At 71.9% G+C, this 16,667-nt stretch carries 15 protein-coding genes and 1 riboswitch; of the genes, 5 read left to right on the top strand and 10 right to left on the bottom strand.

What is annotated here, in order from left to right; genetic code table 11:
* Positions 1-19: 19 nt before the first annotated feature.
* The 10 genes from ABD264_RS11630 to ABD264_RS11585 all read right to left on the bottom strand — a co-directional run bounded on the left by ABD264_RS11630 (position 20) and on the right by ABD264_RS11585 (position 8,154).
* Positions 20-895: a prenyltransferase gene (locus tag ABD264_RS11630; protein ID WP_144943146.1), complete on the bottom strand. Its 876-nt coding sequence runs from the start codon at positions 893-895 to the stop codon at positions 20-22.
* Positions 889-1,227 (bottom strand): lycopene cyclase domain-containing protein, encoded by a 339-nt coding sequence (locus ABD264_RS11625; protein WP_055082509.1) that lies wholly within the window; start codon positions 1,225-1,227, stop codon positions 889-891. Before ABD264_RS11625 ends, ABD264_RS11630 begins: the two co-directional genes overlap by 7 nt.
* On the bottom strand, positions 1,224-1,571 hold the full coding sequence (locus tag ABD264_RS11620) for a lycopene cyclase domain-containing protein (RefSeq protein WP_344206189.1): 348 nt from the start codon (positions 1,569-1,571) through the stop codon (positions 1,224-1,226). The genes ABD264_RS11625 and ABD264_RS11620 overlap by 4 nt, the downstream gene beginning before the upstream one ends.
* Positions 1,571-3,190 (bottom strand): phytoene desaturase family protein, encoded by a 1,620-nt coding sequence (gene crtI / locus ABD264_RS11615; RefSeq protein ID WP_144943145.1) that lies wholly within the window; start codon positions 3,188-3,190, stop codon positions 1,571-1,573. The genes ABD264_RS11620 and crtI overlap by 1 nt, the downstream gene beginning before the upstream one ends.
* Entirely contained in the window at positions 3,187-4,167 is a 981-nt protein-coding gene (locus ABD264_RS11610) for a phytoene/squalene synthase family protein (protein WP_344206185.1), read from the bottom strand. The genes crtI and ABD264_RS11610 overlap by 4 nt, the downstream gene beginning before the upstream one ends.
* A gap of 14 nt (positions 4,168-4,181) precedes the next feature.
* Positions 4,182-5,282: a polyprenyl synthetase family protein gene (locus tag ABD264_RS11605; RefSeq protein ID WP_144943143.1), complete on the bottom strand. Its 1,101-nt coding sequence runs from the start codon at positions 5,280-5,282 to the stop codon at positions 4,182-4,184.
* Positions 5,279-5,770 carry a MarR family winged helix-turn-helix transcriptional regulator gene (locus ABD264_RS11600; protein ID WP_244944826.1) on the bottom strand — a complete coding sequence of 164 codons (492 nt, stop codon included), beginning with the start codon at positions 5,768-5,770 and terminating at the stop codon, positions 5,279-5,281. Before ABD264_RS11600 ends, ABD264_RS11605 begins: the two co-directional genes overlap by 4 nt.
* A 115-nt stretch (positions 5,771-5,885) precedes the next feature.
* Positions 5,886-6,755, bottom strand: a complete 870-nt coding sequence (locus ABD264_RS11595; protein WP_144943141.1) for a fructosamine kinase family protein — start codon at positions 6,753-6,755, stop codon at positions 5,886-5,888.
* A 9-nt stretch (positions 6,756-6,764) separates the two neighbouring features.
* Complete coding sequence (locus tag ABD264_RS11590) at positions 6,765-7,367, bottom strand: hypothetical protein (protein ID WP_344206183.1); 603 nt, start codon at positions 7,365-7,367, stop codon at positions 6,765-6,767.
* Between the two features lie 88 nt (positions 7,368-7,455).
* The gene (locus tag ABD264_RS11585; RefSeq protein WP_344206181.1) at positions 7,456-8,154 is read right to left on the bottom strand and encodes a TetR/AcrR family transcriptional regulator; all 699 of its coding nucleotides are present in this window, start codon (positions 8,152-8,154) and stop codon (positions 7,456-7,458) included.
* 77 nt (positions 8,155-8,231) lie between these two features.
* Between ABD264_RS11585 and ABD264_RS11580 the strand changes: the two genes are divergently transcribed.
* The 5 genes from ABD264_RS11580 to ABD264_RS11560 all read left to right on the top strand — a co-directional run bounded on the left by ABD264_RS11580 (position 8,232) and on the right by ABD264_RS11560 (position 16,489).
* Positions 8,232-9,845, top strand: coding sequence for an MFS transporter (locus ABD264_RS11580; protein WP_344206179.1), 1,614 nt, complete (start codon positions 8,232-8,234; stop codon positions 9,843-9,845).
* Positions 9,826-9,941, top strand: a riboswitch (SAM riboswitch). It overlaps the preceding gene by 20 nt.
* A 42-nt stretch (positions 9,942-9,983) precedes the next feature.
* Positions 9,984-10,991, top strand: coding sequence for a methylenetetrahydrofolate reductase (locus ABD264_RS11575; protein ID WP_344206177.1), 1,008 nt, complete (start codon positions 9,984-9,986; stop codon positions 10,989-10,991).
* Positions 10,992-11,242: 251 nt separating this feature from the next.
* Positions 11,243-13,753: a 5-methyltetrahydropteroyltriglutamate--homocysteine S-methyltransferase gene (gene metE / locus ABD264_RS11570; protein ID WP_290500217.1), complete on the top strand. Its 2,511-nt coding sequence runs from the start codon at positions 11,243-11,245 to the stop codon at positions 13,751-13,753.
* A 94-nt stretch (positions 13,754-13,847) separates the two neighbouring features.
* Complete coding sequence (locus ABD264_RS11565; RefSeq protein WP_144943138.1) at positions 13,848-15,137, top strand: aminotransferase class V-fold PLP-dependent enzyme; 1,290 nt, start codon at positions 13,848-13,850, stop codon at positions 15,135-15,137.
* Between the two features lie 56 nt (positions 15,138-15,193).
* Entirely contained in the window at positions 15,194-16,489 is a 1,296-nt protein-coding gene (locus ABD264_RS11560) for a cystathionine gamma-synthase (protein ID WP_303106230.1), read from the top strand.
* Positions 16,490-16,667: the final 178 nt, after the last annotated feature.

Here is a 16,667-nt window from a genome sequence, read left to right as displayed (position 1 = left end):
CCGGGCGTTTCGCGTCCGTTCACAGGACGTGGACCCGAGCCCACCAGATCAGCAGCATCGTGACCAGGAAGCCGGTCGCGTAGTTCAACCACAGGAACGTCTTCCATCCGGCGTTGGCCCGGGCTGAGTCCTCGTCCGTGACGCCCCGGAAGCGCCACGCGTCGACCAGGTACGGCACCGCGAGCAGCGCCGCGAGCTGACCCGGCCACTGGGTGAGCAGCATCAGGGCACCGGAGAGCGCGTAGAGGCCCGCCGCGAGCCACACCGTGGGGCGGGCTCCGAGCACGGTGGCCACGGATGCCAGCCCGCCCTCACGGTCCGGAACCACGTCCTGCACCGCCCCGAACATCTGCGAGGCCATGCCCCACAGGAAGAAGCCCACGAGCACCGCCCACAGCCCCGCCGTGAACTCCGCCCGTGCGAGCACCAGCCCGTAGACGGCGGGCGAGACGAAGTGGGTCGCGGAGGTCATCGCGTCCACGAACGGGCGCTCCTTGAAGCGCAGTCCCGCCCACGAGTACGCGACCACCGCGAACAGACTCACGGCCAGTACCAGCACGGACAGCACGTTCCCGGTCGCGATCCCGTACCCGGCCAGCACAGCGACGAATGGCACCGGCAGCAGGCACGCCGCCCGCAGCACGCCGCGCTGCGCGGAGCGGTCCACCACCGCGCCCTCCACACCGCCCTTGCGGGGGTTGCGCAGGTCCGACTCGTAGTCGAAGACGTCGTTGATGCCGTACATCGCCAGGTTGTAGGGCACCAGGAAGAACACGGTCCCGAGCGCCACCAGCCACCAGGGCAGACCGCCCGTCAGCAGCACGGCCGCGGCGAACGGATAGGCGGTGTTCACCCAGCTGAGCGGGCGCGAGGCCCAGAACAGCGTCCTCAGCACGGTCCGTTCCTTCCGTCGTTGGAATTGCCGCTGCGCCTGCCCCCGAGCAGCAGCCACAGCGCCGGCAGCAGCAGCACGCCGGCCACCGGGTAGGCGAAGTCCTCCAGGGGGGCGAGCCCGATCTGCACCCCGGAGATGTTGCGGTCCGTGTACGTCATGATCCCGGAGGCGATCATGACGTTGTCGAAAACGGCGGTGAGCACCACGAGCAGCGCCGCGGAGGCCGCGAGCGCCCCCCAGAACCGGGCGGGTGGACGCCGCACGAGCGCCGTTGCCAGCAGAACGACCGCCGCCATCCCCAGGAAGACCGCATTCACACCCCAGTACGTCATGCCCGCCTCCCCGCGTGGGCCGCGCCGGTGAGGGCCCGCAGCCACCGCCACAGCACGGGCGCGCCGAGCACGTAGACCATGGTCTGGTAGCAGAGGAACGCGAGGAAGAAGACCTCTTCCAGGGGCAGCTCGGGAGCCACGAAGATCCCCAGGGTCAGGGAGTTCTCCCCGTGCCAGAACAGTCCGTTGGCGATCCCCACCAGGTCCCAGGCGAGGAAGAACACCACCCCGGTGACCAGCACGAGCCAGGCCCGCATCGGGTGCCCGGACCAGAAGTACAGGTTCCAGCGCCGGTCGATGAGCGCGAAGCAGCCCAGGAGGACGAGCAGCAGGAACAGGTACATCAGCGCGCCCCGCTCTCCCGCACGGCGTCCCGCACCACCTCGGAGGAGATCAGGCACATGGGTACGCCGATCCCCGGGCGCACCGAGGAACCGGCGTAGAACAGCCCCCGGATCCCGCGGTCGGTGACGCCGGGACGGAACATCGCGGACTGCGTCAGAACGTGCCCCGGGCCCAGCAGGGAGCCGCGCCATGCATTGACGGCCACCGCGAAGTCCTCGGGCCCGTAGGTCCTGCGCACCACGATCCGCGAGGCCAGGTCCGGGATGTCCGCCCAACGCGCGAGCTGCGCGATGGCGGCGTCGGCGACCCGCTCCACCTGCGCGGAACCGGGCTCGTCGACGCCCGGTGCGGTGGTTCCACCGTGGCCCCACTCGAGCGCCGCGGGCGAGGGCACCAGGATGAAGAGGTTCTCGTCCCCCTCGGGCGCGGTGCCCGGATCCGTCGCCGACGTCATGGACACGTAGATCGAGGTCTCCTCCGCGAGGTCCGCACCGGACTCGATGCGCCCGAAGTTCTCGTCCCAGTCCGCGGTGAACAGCAGGTTGTGGTGGGCCAGCTGCGGCAGCTTCCCGCGCACGCCGAGGCACACGAGCACCCCGGAGGGCCCGGGATCGCGGCGTTTCCAGCGGGACTCCGGCGCGCGGAACGGACCCGGCAGCAGGCGGGTCTGGAGGTGGTGCAGGTCCGCGGCGCCGACGACGACGTCCGCGGGCACGGTGACCTCCGCACCGGCGACGACGCCGTCCGGGTCCGTGCCCGGCGCCGTGCGGTAGGTGACGCCCGTGACCGTGCCTGCGGTGCGACGTCGTGCCCGGGCGGCAGCCAACCGGGAACGCGGCGACCGCGGTTCGGGAGCCACCTCGATGCCGGTCACGGTGGCCCCGGTGACGATCTCCACACCGGCCGCGCGCACGAGCCGCTCCATGGCGTCCACCATGACGGCGAATCCACCCATCGGATACTGCACGCCGTCGGTGAGGTCCAGGTGGCTCATGAGGTGGTACATGGCCGGGGCGGAGCCGGGGGACGCCCCCAGGAAGACGGCGGGATAGCCCAGGATCTGGCGCTGCCGCGGCTCGGGAAAACGGCGCGCGACGTAGTTCTTCATGGACGTGCCCAGCAGCGTTGCCAACCGCGGGAGGTTGCGGAGCACCTCCGGGCGCACGAGGTCCAGCGGGTGCGCGAAGTCCGTGTAGAGGAAGTGCTTCTTGGCGAGCTCGTAGACCTGCGCGCCCGAGTCCAGGTAGGCGCGCAGCGCGCTGGAGGACCCCGGGTCGAGGCTGTCGAACAGCTCCTGCGCGTGGCCGGTGACCACGTCCGTGGGCGGTTCCGTCAGGTGGTCCTCGAAGAAGACGCGGTAGCCCGGGTCCAGCCGGCGCAGGTCCAGCTGCTCGGCGGCGCTCGTGCCCATCAGGGTGAACCAGCGGTCGATCACCTCGGGCATGAGGTACCAGCTGGGTCCGGTGTCGAATGTGAAGCCCTCCGCGGACCACCGCCCGGAGCGGCCACCGACCGTGTCCTGCTGCTCGAGCAGGGTGACGCTGCGCCCGTCCCGGGCGAGCAGGCCCGCCGTGGCCAGGCCCGCGAAGCCGCCGCCGATCACCACCGTGCGCGTCATCGGGTGGCCCCCGTCCCGGAGGTTTCGGGCACGGTCGCCGGCACCGGTGGCCCCGACTCAGGGGCTCGGCCCCGCCCGTGCGAGCCCGTGCGCGCGGTGACGGACAGCGCTCTCGCGGCAATCCGCAGCTTCACCCCGGCGGGCACGCTGATGCGCCGTCGTGTGAGCTCCGCCGCGGGCACCTCCTCGATCCGCCGTGCGAGCTCACGGAACAGTCCGTGCGCGATCAGCACCGCCCGCCCGGCACGGTGGTCCAGCGCGAGGATCCCGGGCACGGCGGCATCCAGGTCCGCGCCGAGGTCCGCGAGCAGCAGCTGCTTGCGGGCCTCGTCCAGGTGGGAGGGGTCCGCGCCGGGGAAGTAGGTGCGTCCGAGCTGGTCGTGGTCCGCGCCGAGGTCCCGCAGGAAGTTGACCTTCTGGAACGCGGCGCCCAGCCGGCGGGCCGTGGCGCGCAGCATCTCCCGCTGCTCCGAGGTCTGGGCGCGGGTGCCGGGCATGTCCATGAAGACCTCCAGGCACATCAGCCCCACCACCTCCGCCGAGCCGTAGATGTAGGACTCCAGCGAGGCGCCGTCGTGCTCGGCCACATCCAGGTCCGCCCGCATGGACGCGAAGAACGGCCCGGTCAGCTCGGTGCCAAAGCCGTGGCGGCGGGCGACGTCCGCGAAGCCGTGGACCACCAGGTCCGTCGAGAAGCCCGTGGCGAGCGCGGAGGCCACCTCGGCCTCGTACGCGTCGAGCGCCGCGCGCACCCGGTCCGGGCCGAGACCCGCCGCTCCGGCCGTTCCGTCCACCACCTCGTCCGCCACGCGCACGAGCGCGTAGATCCCGGCGACGTCCCGGCGCACCACAGGCGGCAGGGTGCGGCACGCGAGCGAGAAGGAGGTGGAGTAGCGCCCGATCACCGCACCTGAGGCCGCCAGCGCGGTGGCGGTGTAGAGGCTCAGCGGCGCGTCGGCCGGTGCGTCCTGGGGCATGGTGGGGGTCCTCACTACGAGTCTCTGTTCAGGACGTGGTGGCACAGCGCGTCGAGCTCCGCGCGCTGGGCAGCGGGAAGCGGGAGCTCGTCCAGGGTCGCTCGGGCCCGGTCCACGAGATCCGTGGCCAGCGCCACGGCTGCCTCCTGCGCTCCCGACGTCGTCAGGACAGCCCGCGCAGAGCCCACCGAGGCGCGCCCTGCCGCGAGCTCTGCGAGGACGTCCCGCACCGCGGGGTTCCGCATTCCGTGGGCGGTCAGCACGGTGGCCTTGCCCGAGGTGAGGTCGGCGTCCACCGACTTGCCAGTGAGCTCGGGGTCGCCGAAGGTTCCCAGGACGTCGTCGACGACCTGGTACCCCACACCGAGCAGGGCACCCGCGTGAGCCAGCCGGCGGGCCTGGTCCGGGGGAGCCCCTCCGAGCAGGGCCCCTGCCCGCAGCGGTGCCTCGAACGAGTACGTGGCGGTCTTCAGCCGCTCCATGTCCAGGATGTCCTGGACGCCCGGATGCTGCGCGCCGTAGCGGTGCAGCGAGAGGAGGAGATCGTCCAGCTCCCCCGCCGCGGACGCGGTCACTGCCTCGAAGACCACGTCCGCCACGGCGCGGGCCCGCCCCGGGTCGTCGGTGCACGTGGTCGCCAGCCGCAGCGCACCCGCCAGGAGCAGGTCTCCCGCAAGGATCGCGGCGGACTCCCCCGCGTGCTCGGCCTCGCGCTCAGGGGCCCCCGCCTGCACCGCGTCGCGACGGAAGAGCTCGCCCACCGTGGGCCTCCCGCGCCGGCGCCAGTCCCGGTCCACGACGTCGTCGTGCACGATCAGCGCCGCGTGCAGCATCTCGAACGATGCGGCGAGCCGCACGCACTCGGCCCCGTGGCCGACGTCATCGCTCTGCTCACCGGCGAACGCGCGCCACGCGATGTGCGTCAGGCGGGGCCGGATCAGTTTGCCGCCCAGCACCTGGTGCCGGATGCGATCCCACATCACGGGGAAGCCGGGGCTGGAGGGGACCCTGTTGCGCGGTGAGTCGAAGAACTCGTCCAGCTCCCGGTCGACGGCCGCGCGGAACAGGTCCCAGACCGCGGTGGGGTCGGCCGCGGTGCCCGCCTCTGCGGTCATGAACGCTCCTCCCTGGCACGGTGCGCGCCCCGTGTGGCGCCGCCTGTGTCGGCCGGGCGTTCCCGCAGTCCCGCCAGGTAGTCCTCCATGCGGTCGGCGGTGCCGGTGAGGAACTGAAGGACGGCCCCGCGGCCGGACTCGTCCAGCCGCGCAAGCTCCTCCTCGACCATGTCCATCATGGGCACCACGTGCTCCCGCACCTGCTCGCGGGAGCCGGACACGGCCCGCACGGTCATGCGGCGACGGTCCTCTCCGTGCGGTTCACGCACCACGTGCCCGGCCCGGGCGAGCCGGTCCACCACGGCCGTGGCGGAGGCGGTGGTGATGTGCAGGGCGTGGGCCAGGTCGGTGGGCCCCATCGGACTCCGCATGAGCAGGGCCATGGCGGAGTAGTCGGTCTCCTTCAGGCCCATGAGACGGCGGATCTGGTACCCGATCTCCTCGTTCAGCCGCACCAGCCGACGCAGCGCCCGCGACTGCGGGCTCACGCTCGCACTCCACGCTCCGGTCTCCGTCACCCGGTGACTCCCGCCTCGTAATTACTAGAAATTCTAGTAACCATCATGCTGGACAGCGGCGGGACCTGTCCAACCCCGGGCAGGGTCACCCGAGCTGGCGCAGGGCCCGCACCACCCCACCCCCGTATCCGCCGCCGAACCGGATGGCGTGCACGAGCAGCGGGGGCAGCTGGTACCACGGCACCCGCTGCTGCCAGCCGTCCGCCAGGGGGTAGGCGTCGTCGTACGCGGTGAAGCACTCCCTGCCGAAACCGCCGAAGAGCTGCATCATCGCGAGGTCGTACTCGCGGCCCCCGTAGAACGAGGACGGGTCGATCAGCCAGTTCGCGCCGGAGGCGTCCACCACCCGGTTGCCGGCCCACAGGTCCCCGTGCAGCAGGCTCGGCGGCTCCGCGGGACCGGCCAGCTCCTCCGCCCGGGGCGCGAGCTCCGCCAGCAGGCCCGACGCCGCGGGGTCCAGGTTCCCGGCGTCCACCGCCGCGCGCACCAGCGGCTCGATCCGGCGCACCAGCAGGAACTCGGCCCAGTCGTCGGTGGGCGTCAGATCCGTGGGCGAGGAGCCGATGCGCTCGGGCAGGTCCGGGGCCAGCCACCCCACGTGCGGTGCGTGCGCGCGGTGGATCGCGGCGAGGCCGACCCCGAAGCCGCGCTCGGTGGCCTCGGTCCGGGCGCCCGCGCCCTCGTCGATCCACTCCAGCGCGAGCGCACCGTCCGAGACGTGCAGCACGCGCGGCACACGGATCTCTTCCGGCGCCACGGCGCGCAGGGCCTCCAGGCCCCTCGCCTCGAGGGGGAGCACTCCCGCCGGGGCGTTCGGCATCGTCTTCACGAACACGGGCCCGCCCGGCGTCTCCACGCGGAAGGCGTTCGCGCTGTCACCGCCGCTGAGCGGCTGGGCGGTCTCCGCCCGCAGCTCCGTCACGAGGTCCGGGGGCAGCTGGTCGATGTGAGTCATGGTTTCTGTCTAGCACTGCGCGCGGGGCTGCGTCACCGCGCGGGGCAGGACGGTCGGGCAGGACCCGGCGACCTCAGCCCGCGACGAGGGCTTCATGGTGAACGACTCCGGCACCGGGAGCAGCCGGGCCCGGAAGAGATCGCTCTGCAGGAATTCCTGGGTCTCGTCCGCCATGTCCACCTGGTCGTTGGTTCCGCCCTCCTGGGTGCCCTCGAACGAGACCACGGTGCCGTCCCCGCGGCTCACGTAGCCGAAGAGCCGGTCCGCGCCGGTCGCGGACGTCACCGCGTACACGTTCGCCATGTTCACGCCCACCGACTGGCCGGGGAACGGCCCCACGCCGACGGCCCGCGGATGGCCCTGGGCGCCCAGCGCGTCCGGGAGGGTTCCCACCGTGGCCGGATTCTGGGGCGTCACGGGGCTCGCGATCTGGCCGTCCGGACGGATCGAGAGCGTGAACATCCGGACTCCGCTCTCGTCGTTGACGCCCCACGCGGGAATCTCGGCGGTCGAGGTGCTCAGCGCGGCCACGCTCCAGTCGCCCGGGTAGTCGAACGAGATGGTGCCGTCCGGGGTCGTGAATGTCTGGGTGAGAGCCACCGTCGTGCCCACGAACGTCCCCTCGCTCGCGGCAGCGGACGGGCTCGCGGTACCCTCACCGACGGGCCCACCGCGCGACCCGCGCCCTCTCGGCTCCGTCTCAGCCCAGCTGCGCCCGAACCCCGGCGAGGTAGATGTCCACCCCGGCGAGGAACTGTTCGCGGTCGTCATGCTGCGCGAAGCCGCGGGCAATCGTGTGCAGGAACGGGAACTCGTGGGCGTCCAGGGCGAGCCAGGCGTCCGCGAACTCCTGCAGGTGCTCCTCCTGGCTCACCCCCTCCTCCAGGAACGCGGCCGGCATCTCGCGGATCTCGGCGCCGCTGCCCACCACGAAGGACAGCAGCCCGCTGGCGGCGTTGAAGCACTGCGCGCTCGTGAGCTGCATCCGCATGAACTGCTGGCCCATCGCCTCGAAGATGCGCAGGGAGTTGGGCTGCATGGTGGTGTCGCGCAGCAGGTACGCCCCGGCCCACTCGTGCGCCTGCAGGGTCTCGAACAGGGTGGCAGAGAGTGTTCGCAGCACCTCGAACGGGTCCTCCCGCACGTCGACGCCACTCAGGACGTCCGCGAGAATCGCGTTGGTCGCGCGGTCGAGCAGCTCATCGCGCCCGGTCACGTAGTGGTAGATCGCCCCCACACCCGTCTCCATGCGGGCCGCGAGCGCCCGGAAGGTCAGGGCGTCCTGGCCCGCCTCGTCGAGCAGCGCCACGGAGGCATCGACCACGGCGGGCAGGGAGAGGGCTGGCCGGCTCCCCCTGGGGCGGCCGCGGGTGCGCTTGGACTCGGGTGCTGGACTCATGGATTGCACTTTACCGAACCCCGTTCTAATATCGCAGCAGGTTGAAATTGGAACCATGTTCGAGAAAGGCTCACGACATGTCCCACACCACCTTCGAGCCGGTGACCTCCCCCTCGCGGGAGAGCGCTCCGGCCACGATCGTCGGCAAGACGATCAGCCAGGCCTGGCTGCCGTTCGCAGCCCTGTGCCTCTGCTTCTTCGTCGAGATGGTGGACAACACCGTCCTGACCATCGCCCTGCCCACCATGGGCCGGGACCTGCACGCCTCCACCACCCAGCTGCAGTGGGTCACCGGCGCGTACTCGCTGATGTTCGGCTCCCTGCTGCTCACCTCCGGCTCCCTCGCGGACCGCTTCGGCCGGCGCCGCGTGCTCACCGTGGGCCTCGCCTGTTTCGGCCTGGTCTCCGCCCTGGTCTGGCTGGTCCAGGACGCGGGCCAGCTGATCGCGCTGCGCGCCGTCATGGGCATGTTCGCCGCGTGCATGGCACCGGTGACCATGTCCCTGGTCTTCCGCCTGTTCGACGACGAGAAGGTGCGGATGCGCGCCATCTCGATCATGGTCATCATCGGCATGAGCGCGATGGCACTGGGCCCGGTCGTGGCCGGCGGCGCCCTGGAGTCCGTGAGCTGGCACTGGCTGCTGTTCGTCAACACCCCGATTGCCGCCTTCGCGATCCTCGGGCTGCTGTACGGGGTGCCCAAGGACACCGCCGAGGACCTGCACACCACGCCCCTGGACCTCCCCGCCGCACTGGCCACCATGGCCGCCATGGGCCTCGGCTGCTACGCACTGACCAGCGGCGTCGACAACGGGTGGACGTCTCCCGTCACCCTCGCCTGCTTCGTGGGAGCGGCCCTCGCCGTCGTCGTGTTCATCGCCCGGGAGCGCGGCGCCGCGCACCCCATGATCGACCTCGCCGTCCTCACGCGCCCCACCGTGCGCGGCGCCGCACTGGCCCAGCTCGGCAGCTCCGTGGCCATGATGGCGGCGATGTTCATGCTGATCCTGCACTTCCAGTACGCCCTGGGCTGGTCCCCCATGAAGGCCGGTCTCGGCAACCTGCCGTTCGTGGTCATGATGATCATCTCGAGCCCCGTCTCCGAGAAGCTGATCGCGAGGTTCGGTCACCGCGTCACCTGCATGATCGCCACCGCGAGCGTGGTCCTCGGCACCCTGGTGCTGGCCTTCGAGGTGGAACACGGCTACTGGGTGCTCGCCGCCGGCATGGGCCTGATGGCCATGGGCCTGCGCATCATCATGACCGTGTGCGCCGTGGCGCTGATCGAGGCCATGCCCGAGGACCAGACCTCCATGGGCACCGCGCTCAACGACGTCAGCCAGGAGCTCGGCAACTCGCTCGGCACCGCCGTGGTGGGCACCATCCTCGCCGCGCTCGTGGCCAGGACCCTGCCGGACGGTCTGTGGTCCGCGGACTTCCTGGAGTCCTTCTTCCACGGCGAGCGCGTCATCTACCTGGTGGTCGCCGTGCTGGTGGCCGTGATCAGCGGCTACGGCTCTGCACCACGCTCACCAATTCCCACGCCGCGGACGAGCACTGAGCCCCGCCCCGCTGCGCCCGGCGTGCGACCTCCCGTTGCACGCCGGGCGCACGCCCGTCCGCCCCTTGACGGCCACGGTGTGAGCCGTGCTACGCTCTCGAACAACAAAGGATCAAGAGTCCCGGTATAAAGCTCTGGCTAGCCGGGCGGCAACCCTCCTGCTGTAGTGGGGTGCCCCAGATGACGATCCGGCCGTTGCGCAACCGCGTGATGGCAAGTACGGCGCTCGGAACTGGACCTCCGGCGTCAACGTCGGAGGTTTTTTCACATGTCCGCACCGTCGCTCGCATCGCAGCAGACCCCGGCCCGGCAGCAGGCCCCGGTGGCTGACCCGCCCACGGGCACGTCCTGGCTCGTGCGCCGTCCCCGGCGTTCCACGCTCGTGTCCTTCGAGGTGTTCCCGCCCCGCCCGGACGCGGACCCGGACACCGTGTGGTCCCACATCGACGCCATGGCCCAGGCCGGTCCGGACTTCTTCTCGGTCACGCACGGGCACTCCGCTGGCACGGGTGTCTCCCGGGAGGCACTGCGCCACCTGCGCCGCACCACGAGCACCCCCGTGATGGCCCACTTCACGTGCGGCGGCACGGACCGCGCGGGCCTGGAACGCTCCGTGGAGCAGCTGCTCGACGACGGTGTTCGCGACCTCCTCGCGCTGCGCGGGGACCCGCCGCTGGGCAGCGGGCAGTGGGAGACTCCCCGTGGCGGGCTCGGCCGCGCCTCGGAACTGGTCTCGCTCATCCGTGACGTCGAGCGGCGCCGCTTCGGAGACGGCTACCGCCCCGGGACCCGGCCGCTGTCGGTGTCCGTGGCATGCTACCCCTCCCCCGCCCGTGGCCGGGACTTCGAGGCGGACCTGGCGTCCCTGTGGGAGAAGCAGGAGGCCGGCGCGGACTACGCGATCACCCAGGTGCTCTACGAGCCCGAGGACTACGCCCGCTTCCTGGAGCGCGCCCGCTCGGAGGGCATTCACATCCCGGTGGTCGCCGGGCTGATGCCGCTGAGCAACCCGCAGCGGTTGCGCCGGATGACAGAGATCACCGGCGTGGCCGTGCCGAAGCGGCTCACCGACTTCCTGGCGGCGGGCACCCCGGACGAGCTGCGCCGCCGCGGGATCGCCGCCACGCTCTCACTGATCGACGACCTGCTGGACCTCGGCTGCGCGGGCTTCCACCTCTACACGTTCAACCGCCCGGACGCCGCTCTGACCATCCTGGAGCACCTGCGCGTGCGGGACGCCGCCCGCGAGTACCGGGGCCGCAGCCCGGCCTCCTGAGCCGACGCCGCGGCGTCGCCGTCATCCTCCCGCCGCACCTCTCCCACTCCCTCAGGCCCCGCTCCGCGAGCGCACCCGCCCGCGGTCGCGGTATCGCACACCCTTTTCCCGCCCGCACCGGGCAGCTCAGCCCCGCACGTCACACAGCAGGTCGGCAACCCGGCCCCGTCAGCACCACAGACGATCACCACCGACCGAAGCATCCACGCCACCAGGCATCGCATCCACCAGAGATTCACGAAGGAGTTCCCATGACCGCTCGACCCACCACCCCGTTCCCCACCGCCACCGTTCTCGGCTATCCCCGCATCGGCCCGGACCGCGAGCTGAAGAAGGCGCTCGAGGCGTACTGGGGCGATCCGGTCCAGCACCCTGCCCAGACAGTGCTGGACACGCTCGCCGCACTGCGGGAACGCACCACCTCCCGGCTCACGGGGCTCGGCCTGAGCGCCCCGGCCGCGGTGCCCTCCGAGGGCTTCGCCGTGGACCACGTGCTCGACACCGCCCTGGCTCTGGGTGCGGTCCCCGCCCGCTTCGCGGCGGACGGCTACCGTCCCGCCGCCCCGGACACCCCGCGCGGCATCGAACTGGTGACGGCACTGTCCCGCGGGACGGACCACCTCGAACCGCTCGAACTGACCAAGTGGTTCGACACCAACTACCACTACTACGTGCCGGAGATCGGCCCGGACACCCCCCTGAGTGCGCACCCCGAGAGTCTGGTGCAGCGTTTCGCCGCCACACTCGCGGCCACGGGCACGGTCACCCGCCCCGTCCTGGTGGGGCCGCTGAGCCTGCTGCTGCTCTCTCGTCCCGAGACCACGGACGACTCCGGCGTCCGCCCCCTGGACCGGCTCGAGGACGTCGTGGCCCTCTACACCACCCTGCTCTCCGCTCTCGCGGACGCCGGAATCCCGTGGGTGCAGCTGGACGAGCCCGCCCTCGCCGCGGACGGGTGGCAGCTGCCGCGCGCCGAGCTCGTGGCCGCTCTGGAGACCGTCTACGCGCGGCTGAGCTACCCCGCCCACCGGCCGCAGATCCTCGTGACCGTCGGCTACGGGGACGCCGGCGAGGACGCGCAGCTCGCCCTGGCCCGTACGGACGTGGACGCCCTGGCCGTGGACCTGGACCGCGGCGACGTCCCCGGCGAGGCCGCCCTGCGGGCGTGGGGCGAGCGCCCGGTCGTGGCCGGCGTGGTCGGCGGCCGCACCGTGTGGCGCACGGACCTCGCACGGGCCGTCCAGAAGCTGGACCTGCTGCGCTCCCGTGCCCACGGACCGGTGGCCGTGGGCACGGCGACGCCGCTGCTGCACGTGCCGCACGACGCCGCCCGCGAGACCGGGCTGGACCCGGCCGTGCGCGCCTGGGTGGCGTTCGCGGACCAGAAGGTCGGCGAGGTCGTGGAACTGGCGCGCGGCGTGGAGCAGGGATGGGAGACGGTGGCCGAGACGCTGCGCCACGACGCCGCCGTGCGCGAGGCCCGCGCGAACCACCCCGCCACGCACCGAGCAGAGGTCCGCGAGCGCACCGCCGCCGTGCGGGACACTGACCGCCGCCGGGACACCGCCGAGGCCCGCCGCGCCGCGCAGCACGAGCGGTTGCAGCTGCCCGTACTGCCCACCACGACCATCGGCTCCTTCCCCCAGACCGCGGAGGTCCGCACGGCCCGCGCCGAGCACCGCGCCGGGCGCATCACGGACGCGCAGTACACCGCGCGGATCCGGGAGGAGATCGCCCACACGGTGCGCGCGCAGGAGGAACTGGGCCTGGACGTGCTCGTGCACGGGGAGGCGGAGCGCAACGACATGGTGCAGTACTTCGCGGAGGCCCTGGACGGCTTCGCAACCACCCGCCACGGCTGGGTGCAGTCCTACGGCTCACGGTGCACGCGCCCCTCGATCCTGTTCGGTGACGTCTCCCGACCCGCGCCCATCACGGTGGACTGGACCTCCTACGCGGCGTCCCTGTCCGAGCGGCCCGTCAAGGGAATGCTCACGGGCCCGGTGACGATCCTCGCGTGGTCCTTCGTGCGCGACGACGCCCCCGCCGCGGAGGTCGCGGACCAGGTGGCGCTGGCACTGCGGGACGAGATCACGGACCTGGAGGCTGCCGGGACCGCGATCATCCAGGTGGACGAACCCGCCCTGCGTGAGCTGCTTCCGCTGCGTGAGGCGGACCGTCCGGAGTACCTGGACTGGTCCGTGGGGTCCTTCCGCCTGGCCACGGGCGGGGCGGCCACGGACACGCAGATCCACACGCACCTGTGCTACTCGGAGTTCGAGACGGTGCTGGGCGCGATCGACGGTCTGGACGCGGACGTCACCACATTGGAGGCCTCCCGGTCCGGTTCGGGCATCGTGGATGGGCTCGCCGCCGCGGACTTCCCGCGGGATGTGGGTCCCGGCGTGTGGGACATCCACTCCCCGCGCGTTCCCACCTTCGAGGAGGTCGCCCAGCGCGTGCGCCACGCCGCCCACTCGATCGGCGCCGAGCGCGTGTGGGTCAACCCGGACTGCGGCCTGAAGACCCGCGGCTGGACGGAGACGGAGGCCGCCCTGGACCGGCTGGTGGCCGCGGCCGTCACGGTCCGCGGGGAGCTCGCGCGAGAGGGCGACGCCCCTGCCGACGCCGCCGCACGGGCCGTCCCCGGGGCGGGTCGCCCGGGTACCGAGCACCACGGGGACCCGCAGCACGACACCGACCGCGCCCGTTCGACCCACGCGGCGCCGGCCAGCGCGAGGGTCGGCGCCCCGAAGCGCTGACCCCGGGCCCGGCCCACGAAGCACACCGAGCACGATCCGCGGCCCCGCATCCCTCCGGGGCGGGGCCGCGCGGCACCGAGAAACGGAGAACGTCTTGAGCGACACCACAGCTCGCGCCCCGCTGGGGACGCCAATCGTCCAGCCCATCCACCACAGCGCGGCGTACGCGTTCGACTCCCTCGCGGAGGCCCGCGCGGTGTTCGCGCAGCGGGCCGGTGGGTTCACGTACGCGCGGACCGGCAACCCGAACGTTGCCGCGCTGGAGGCCGAGATCACTCGGCTCGAGCACGGAGAGTGCGCGGTGGCCACAGCATCCGGGCAGGCGGCGCTGGCGCTCGCGCTGCTGGCGCTGACCGGTCCCGCGGAGGACGCGCACGCCGTCGTGTCCTCGCGGATCTACGGCGGCAGCGTGGACCTGCTCACGGACACCCTCGCGGACACCGGACTCGAGGTGACCTTCGCGGACCCCCGGAACCCGCAGGAGTGGGAGGACGCGCTGCGGCAGGGGACCCGGGTGTTCCTGCTGGAGTCCATTGCGAACCCACTGACGGAGCTGCCCGAGCTCGAGACCATCGCGGAGATCGCCCACCGCCACGGTGCCGTGGTGATCGTGGACAACACCGTGGCCACTCCACACCTGTACACCCCCGCGGAGCACGGCGCGGACTTCGTGGTTCACTCGGCCACCAAGTACCTCTCCGGTCACGGCGGACCGCTCGGCGGTCTGCTCGTGGACGCCGGGCGCTTCGATCCCACCCGGGACCCGGAGCGCTGGCCGTGGCTCACCGAGCGGCAGCACCGGTGGGGCGACCGCTCCGCCGTGGAGGTCTACGGAGCGAAGCGTGCGCTGCTGGGCGTGGCCCGGTGCAAGTACCTCAACGACCTCGGCCCGTGCATGGGCGCCACCACCGCGCACGAGATCCTGCAGGGCATCACGACGCTCGGGGTCCGTGTGGAGCGCCAGTCCGCCACCGCGCAGCGGCTCGCAGCCACACTGTCCGAGCATCCGGCCGTGGCGCACGTGCACCACCCTCGTCACAACGGCCCACGCCAGGCCGAGCTGCTCGAGACCGGCGGCTACCGCGGTGCGGGCGGCGTGTTCTCCGTGGAGCTGCACGGAACCCCCGAGCAGGTGGAGCAGGCGGTGGATGCCCTGCGGCTCATCAAGCTGGCGGCCAACATCGGGGACGTCCGCACCCTCGTGGCGCACCCCGCAAGCATGACCCACTGCCGTCTCACCCCCGAGCAGTTCGCGGCGAGCGGCATCACCGAGAACACTCTGCGCTTCACCGTGGGGCTGGAGGACGAGGCGGACCTCACCGCGGATCTCTTCCAGGCCCTGTCCGTGATCGCCCCGGCCGAGGCGCCGCACGCGCACGCGTGACCGCGCGGCGTCGCCACCCCACCCCGCACACTTCGATCCGCACCCAGGAGGACACCATGACCCGCCACGGACTCGCCACGCGCGCCATCCACGACGGCCAGCAGCCCGACCCGACCACCGGCGCGGTGGTCCCGCCCATCTACCAGACGTCCACGTTCGCCCAGGACGGCGTCAACGAGTTCCGCGCCGGCGGCCACGAGTACAGCCGCGGCTCCAATCCCACGCGCAACGGTTTCGAGGAGCAGCTCGCCTCGCTGGAGCAGGGGACGCGGGCGTTCGCGTTCGCCTCGGGGATGGCCGCGGAGGATGCGCTGCTGCGGGCGGTCCTCGCGCCGGGCGATCACGTGGTCCTCGCCTCGGACGTCTACGGCGGCACTTTCCGTCTGGTCGACCAGGTGCTCTCGGGCTGGGGGATCGAGCACAGTTTCGTCCCCTCCGCCTCCGCCGACGACGCCGCCGCCTCGATTCGCCCCGGCCGCACCCGGGTGCTGTGGCTGGAGACCCCGTCGAACCCACTGCTGAGCGTGGCGGACATTGCCGCCTGGGCGCGGGTCGCCGACGACGCCGGTGCCCTCCTCGTCGTGGACAACACCTTTGCCACACCCGTCCTCCAGAACCCCCTGGCCCTGGGAGCCCACGCCGTGATCCACTCGACCACCAAGTACGTGGGCGGGCATTCGGACGTGCTCGGCGGTGCGGTCGTCGTGGGGGACGCGCAGTGGAAGGGCAAGCCCCTCGCCGAGGCAATCGCCTTCCAGCAGTTCGCCTGCGGAGCGGTGGCCGGCCCGTTCGACTCGTTCCTGGCCGCCCGAGGACTCAAAACGCTGCCGCTGCGCATGGAGCGGCACTGCACCAATGCGCTCGCTGTGGCCCGCTTCCTGGAGGCGAGGGAGGACGTTCTCGAGGTGAACTACCCGGGGTTGGAGAGCCACCCGCAACACGCACTCGCCGCGCGCACGTTGAACGGCGGCTTCGGGGGGATCATCTCGTTCCGACCTGCCGGTGGGGTGGCCGCCGCCCAGGAGTTTGCGAAGGCATCCGAGCTGTACAGCCTGTCGGTGAGCCTCGGCGGGGTGGAGTCGCTCGTGTGCGTGCCCCACGGCATGACCCACGCGTCCCGGGTGGGGACCCCGTACGAGGTTCCCGAGGACCTGGTGCGCCTGTCGGTGGGAATCGAGACGCTGGACGACCATCTGGAAGATCTGGATCGGGCCCTGGCAACCGCTGCCCGGGTTGCCGGTGCCAACCAGCCGACCACTGAACCGCACGGTGCTTGCGCGTCACACGAGGTCCATACCCCGACCACCGTCGACCCCTCCGGGGTTCCTGTCAGTGTCGGGACCGGCCTGTAACAACAGTCCCCCCAGAGGATGATGAAGGGCCCTGCGGGGTGGGAACCCACCACTGGGTTCCCACCCCGCAGGGCCCTTCCACCAACGCCCGCACCAGTACCGTTGTTTCGGGTGTTGGGTGGGTGCCTCGTGGAACACACCAGTGTTAAACACGGGGAGGCCCCACACCATCCTGGTG

The sequence above is a fragment of the Kocuria salsicia genome (assembly GCF_039532055.1).
Taxonomy (GTDB): Bacteria; Actinomycetota; Actinomycetes; order Actinomycetales; family Micrococcaceae; genus Kocuria; species Kocuria salsicia.
The sequence above is the reverse complement of the archived record's forward strand: the minus strand, read 5'-3'. Positions and strand labels throughout refer to the sequence as shown.

Excerpts from the sequence above, each read along its gene's own strand:
- ABD264_RS11625 (WP_055082509.1), bottom strand. The coding sequence starts at position 1,227 with ATGACGTACTGGGGTGTGAATGCGGTCTTCCTGGGGATGGCGGCGGTC.
- ABD264_RS11620 (WP_344206189.1), bottom strand. The coding sequence starts at position 1,571 with ATGTACCTGTTCCTGCTGCTCGTCCTCCTGGGCTGCTTCGCGCTCATC.
- crtI (WP_144943145.1), bottom strand. The coding sequence starts at position 3,190 with ATGACGCGCACGGTGGTGATCGGCGGCGGCTTCGCGGGCCTGGCCACG.
- ABD264_RS11610 (WP_344206185.1), bottom strand. The coding sequence starts at position 4,167 with ATGCCCCAGGACGCACCGGCCGACGCGCCGCTGAGCCTCTACACCGCC.
- ABD264_RS11605 (WP_144943143.1), bottom strand. The coding sequence starts at position 5,282 with ATGACCGCAGAGGCGGGCACCGCGGCCGACCCCACCGCGGTCTGGGAC.
- ABD264_RS11595 (WP_144943141.1), bottom strand. The coding sequence starts at position 6,755 with ATGACTCACATCGACCAGCTGCCCCCGGACCTCGTGACGGAGCTGCGG.
- ABD264_RS11585 (WP_344206181.1), bottom strand. The coding sequence starts at position 8,154 with ATGAGTCCAGCACCCGAGTCCAAGCGCACCCGCGGCCGCCCCAGGGGG.
- ABD264_RS11580 (WP_344206179.1), top strand. The coding sequence starts at position 8,232 with ATGTCCCACACCACCTTCGAGCCGGTGACCTCCCCCTCGCGGGAGAGC.
- ABD264_RS11575 (WP_344206177.1), top strand. The coding sequence starts at position 9,984 with ATGTCCGCACCGTCGCTCGCATCGCAGCAGACCCCGGCCCGGCAGCAG.
- metE (WP_290500217.1), top strand. The coding sequence starts at position 11,243 with ATGACCGCTCGACCCACCACCCCGTTCCCCACCGCCACCGTTCTCGGC.
- ABD264_RS11560 (WP_303106230.1), top strand. The coding sequence starts at position 15,194 with ATGACCCGCCACGGACTCGCCACGCGCGCCATCCACGACGGCCAGCAG.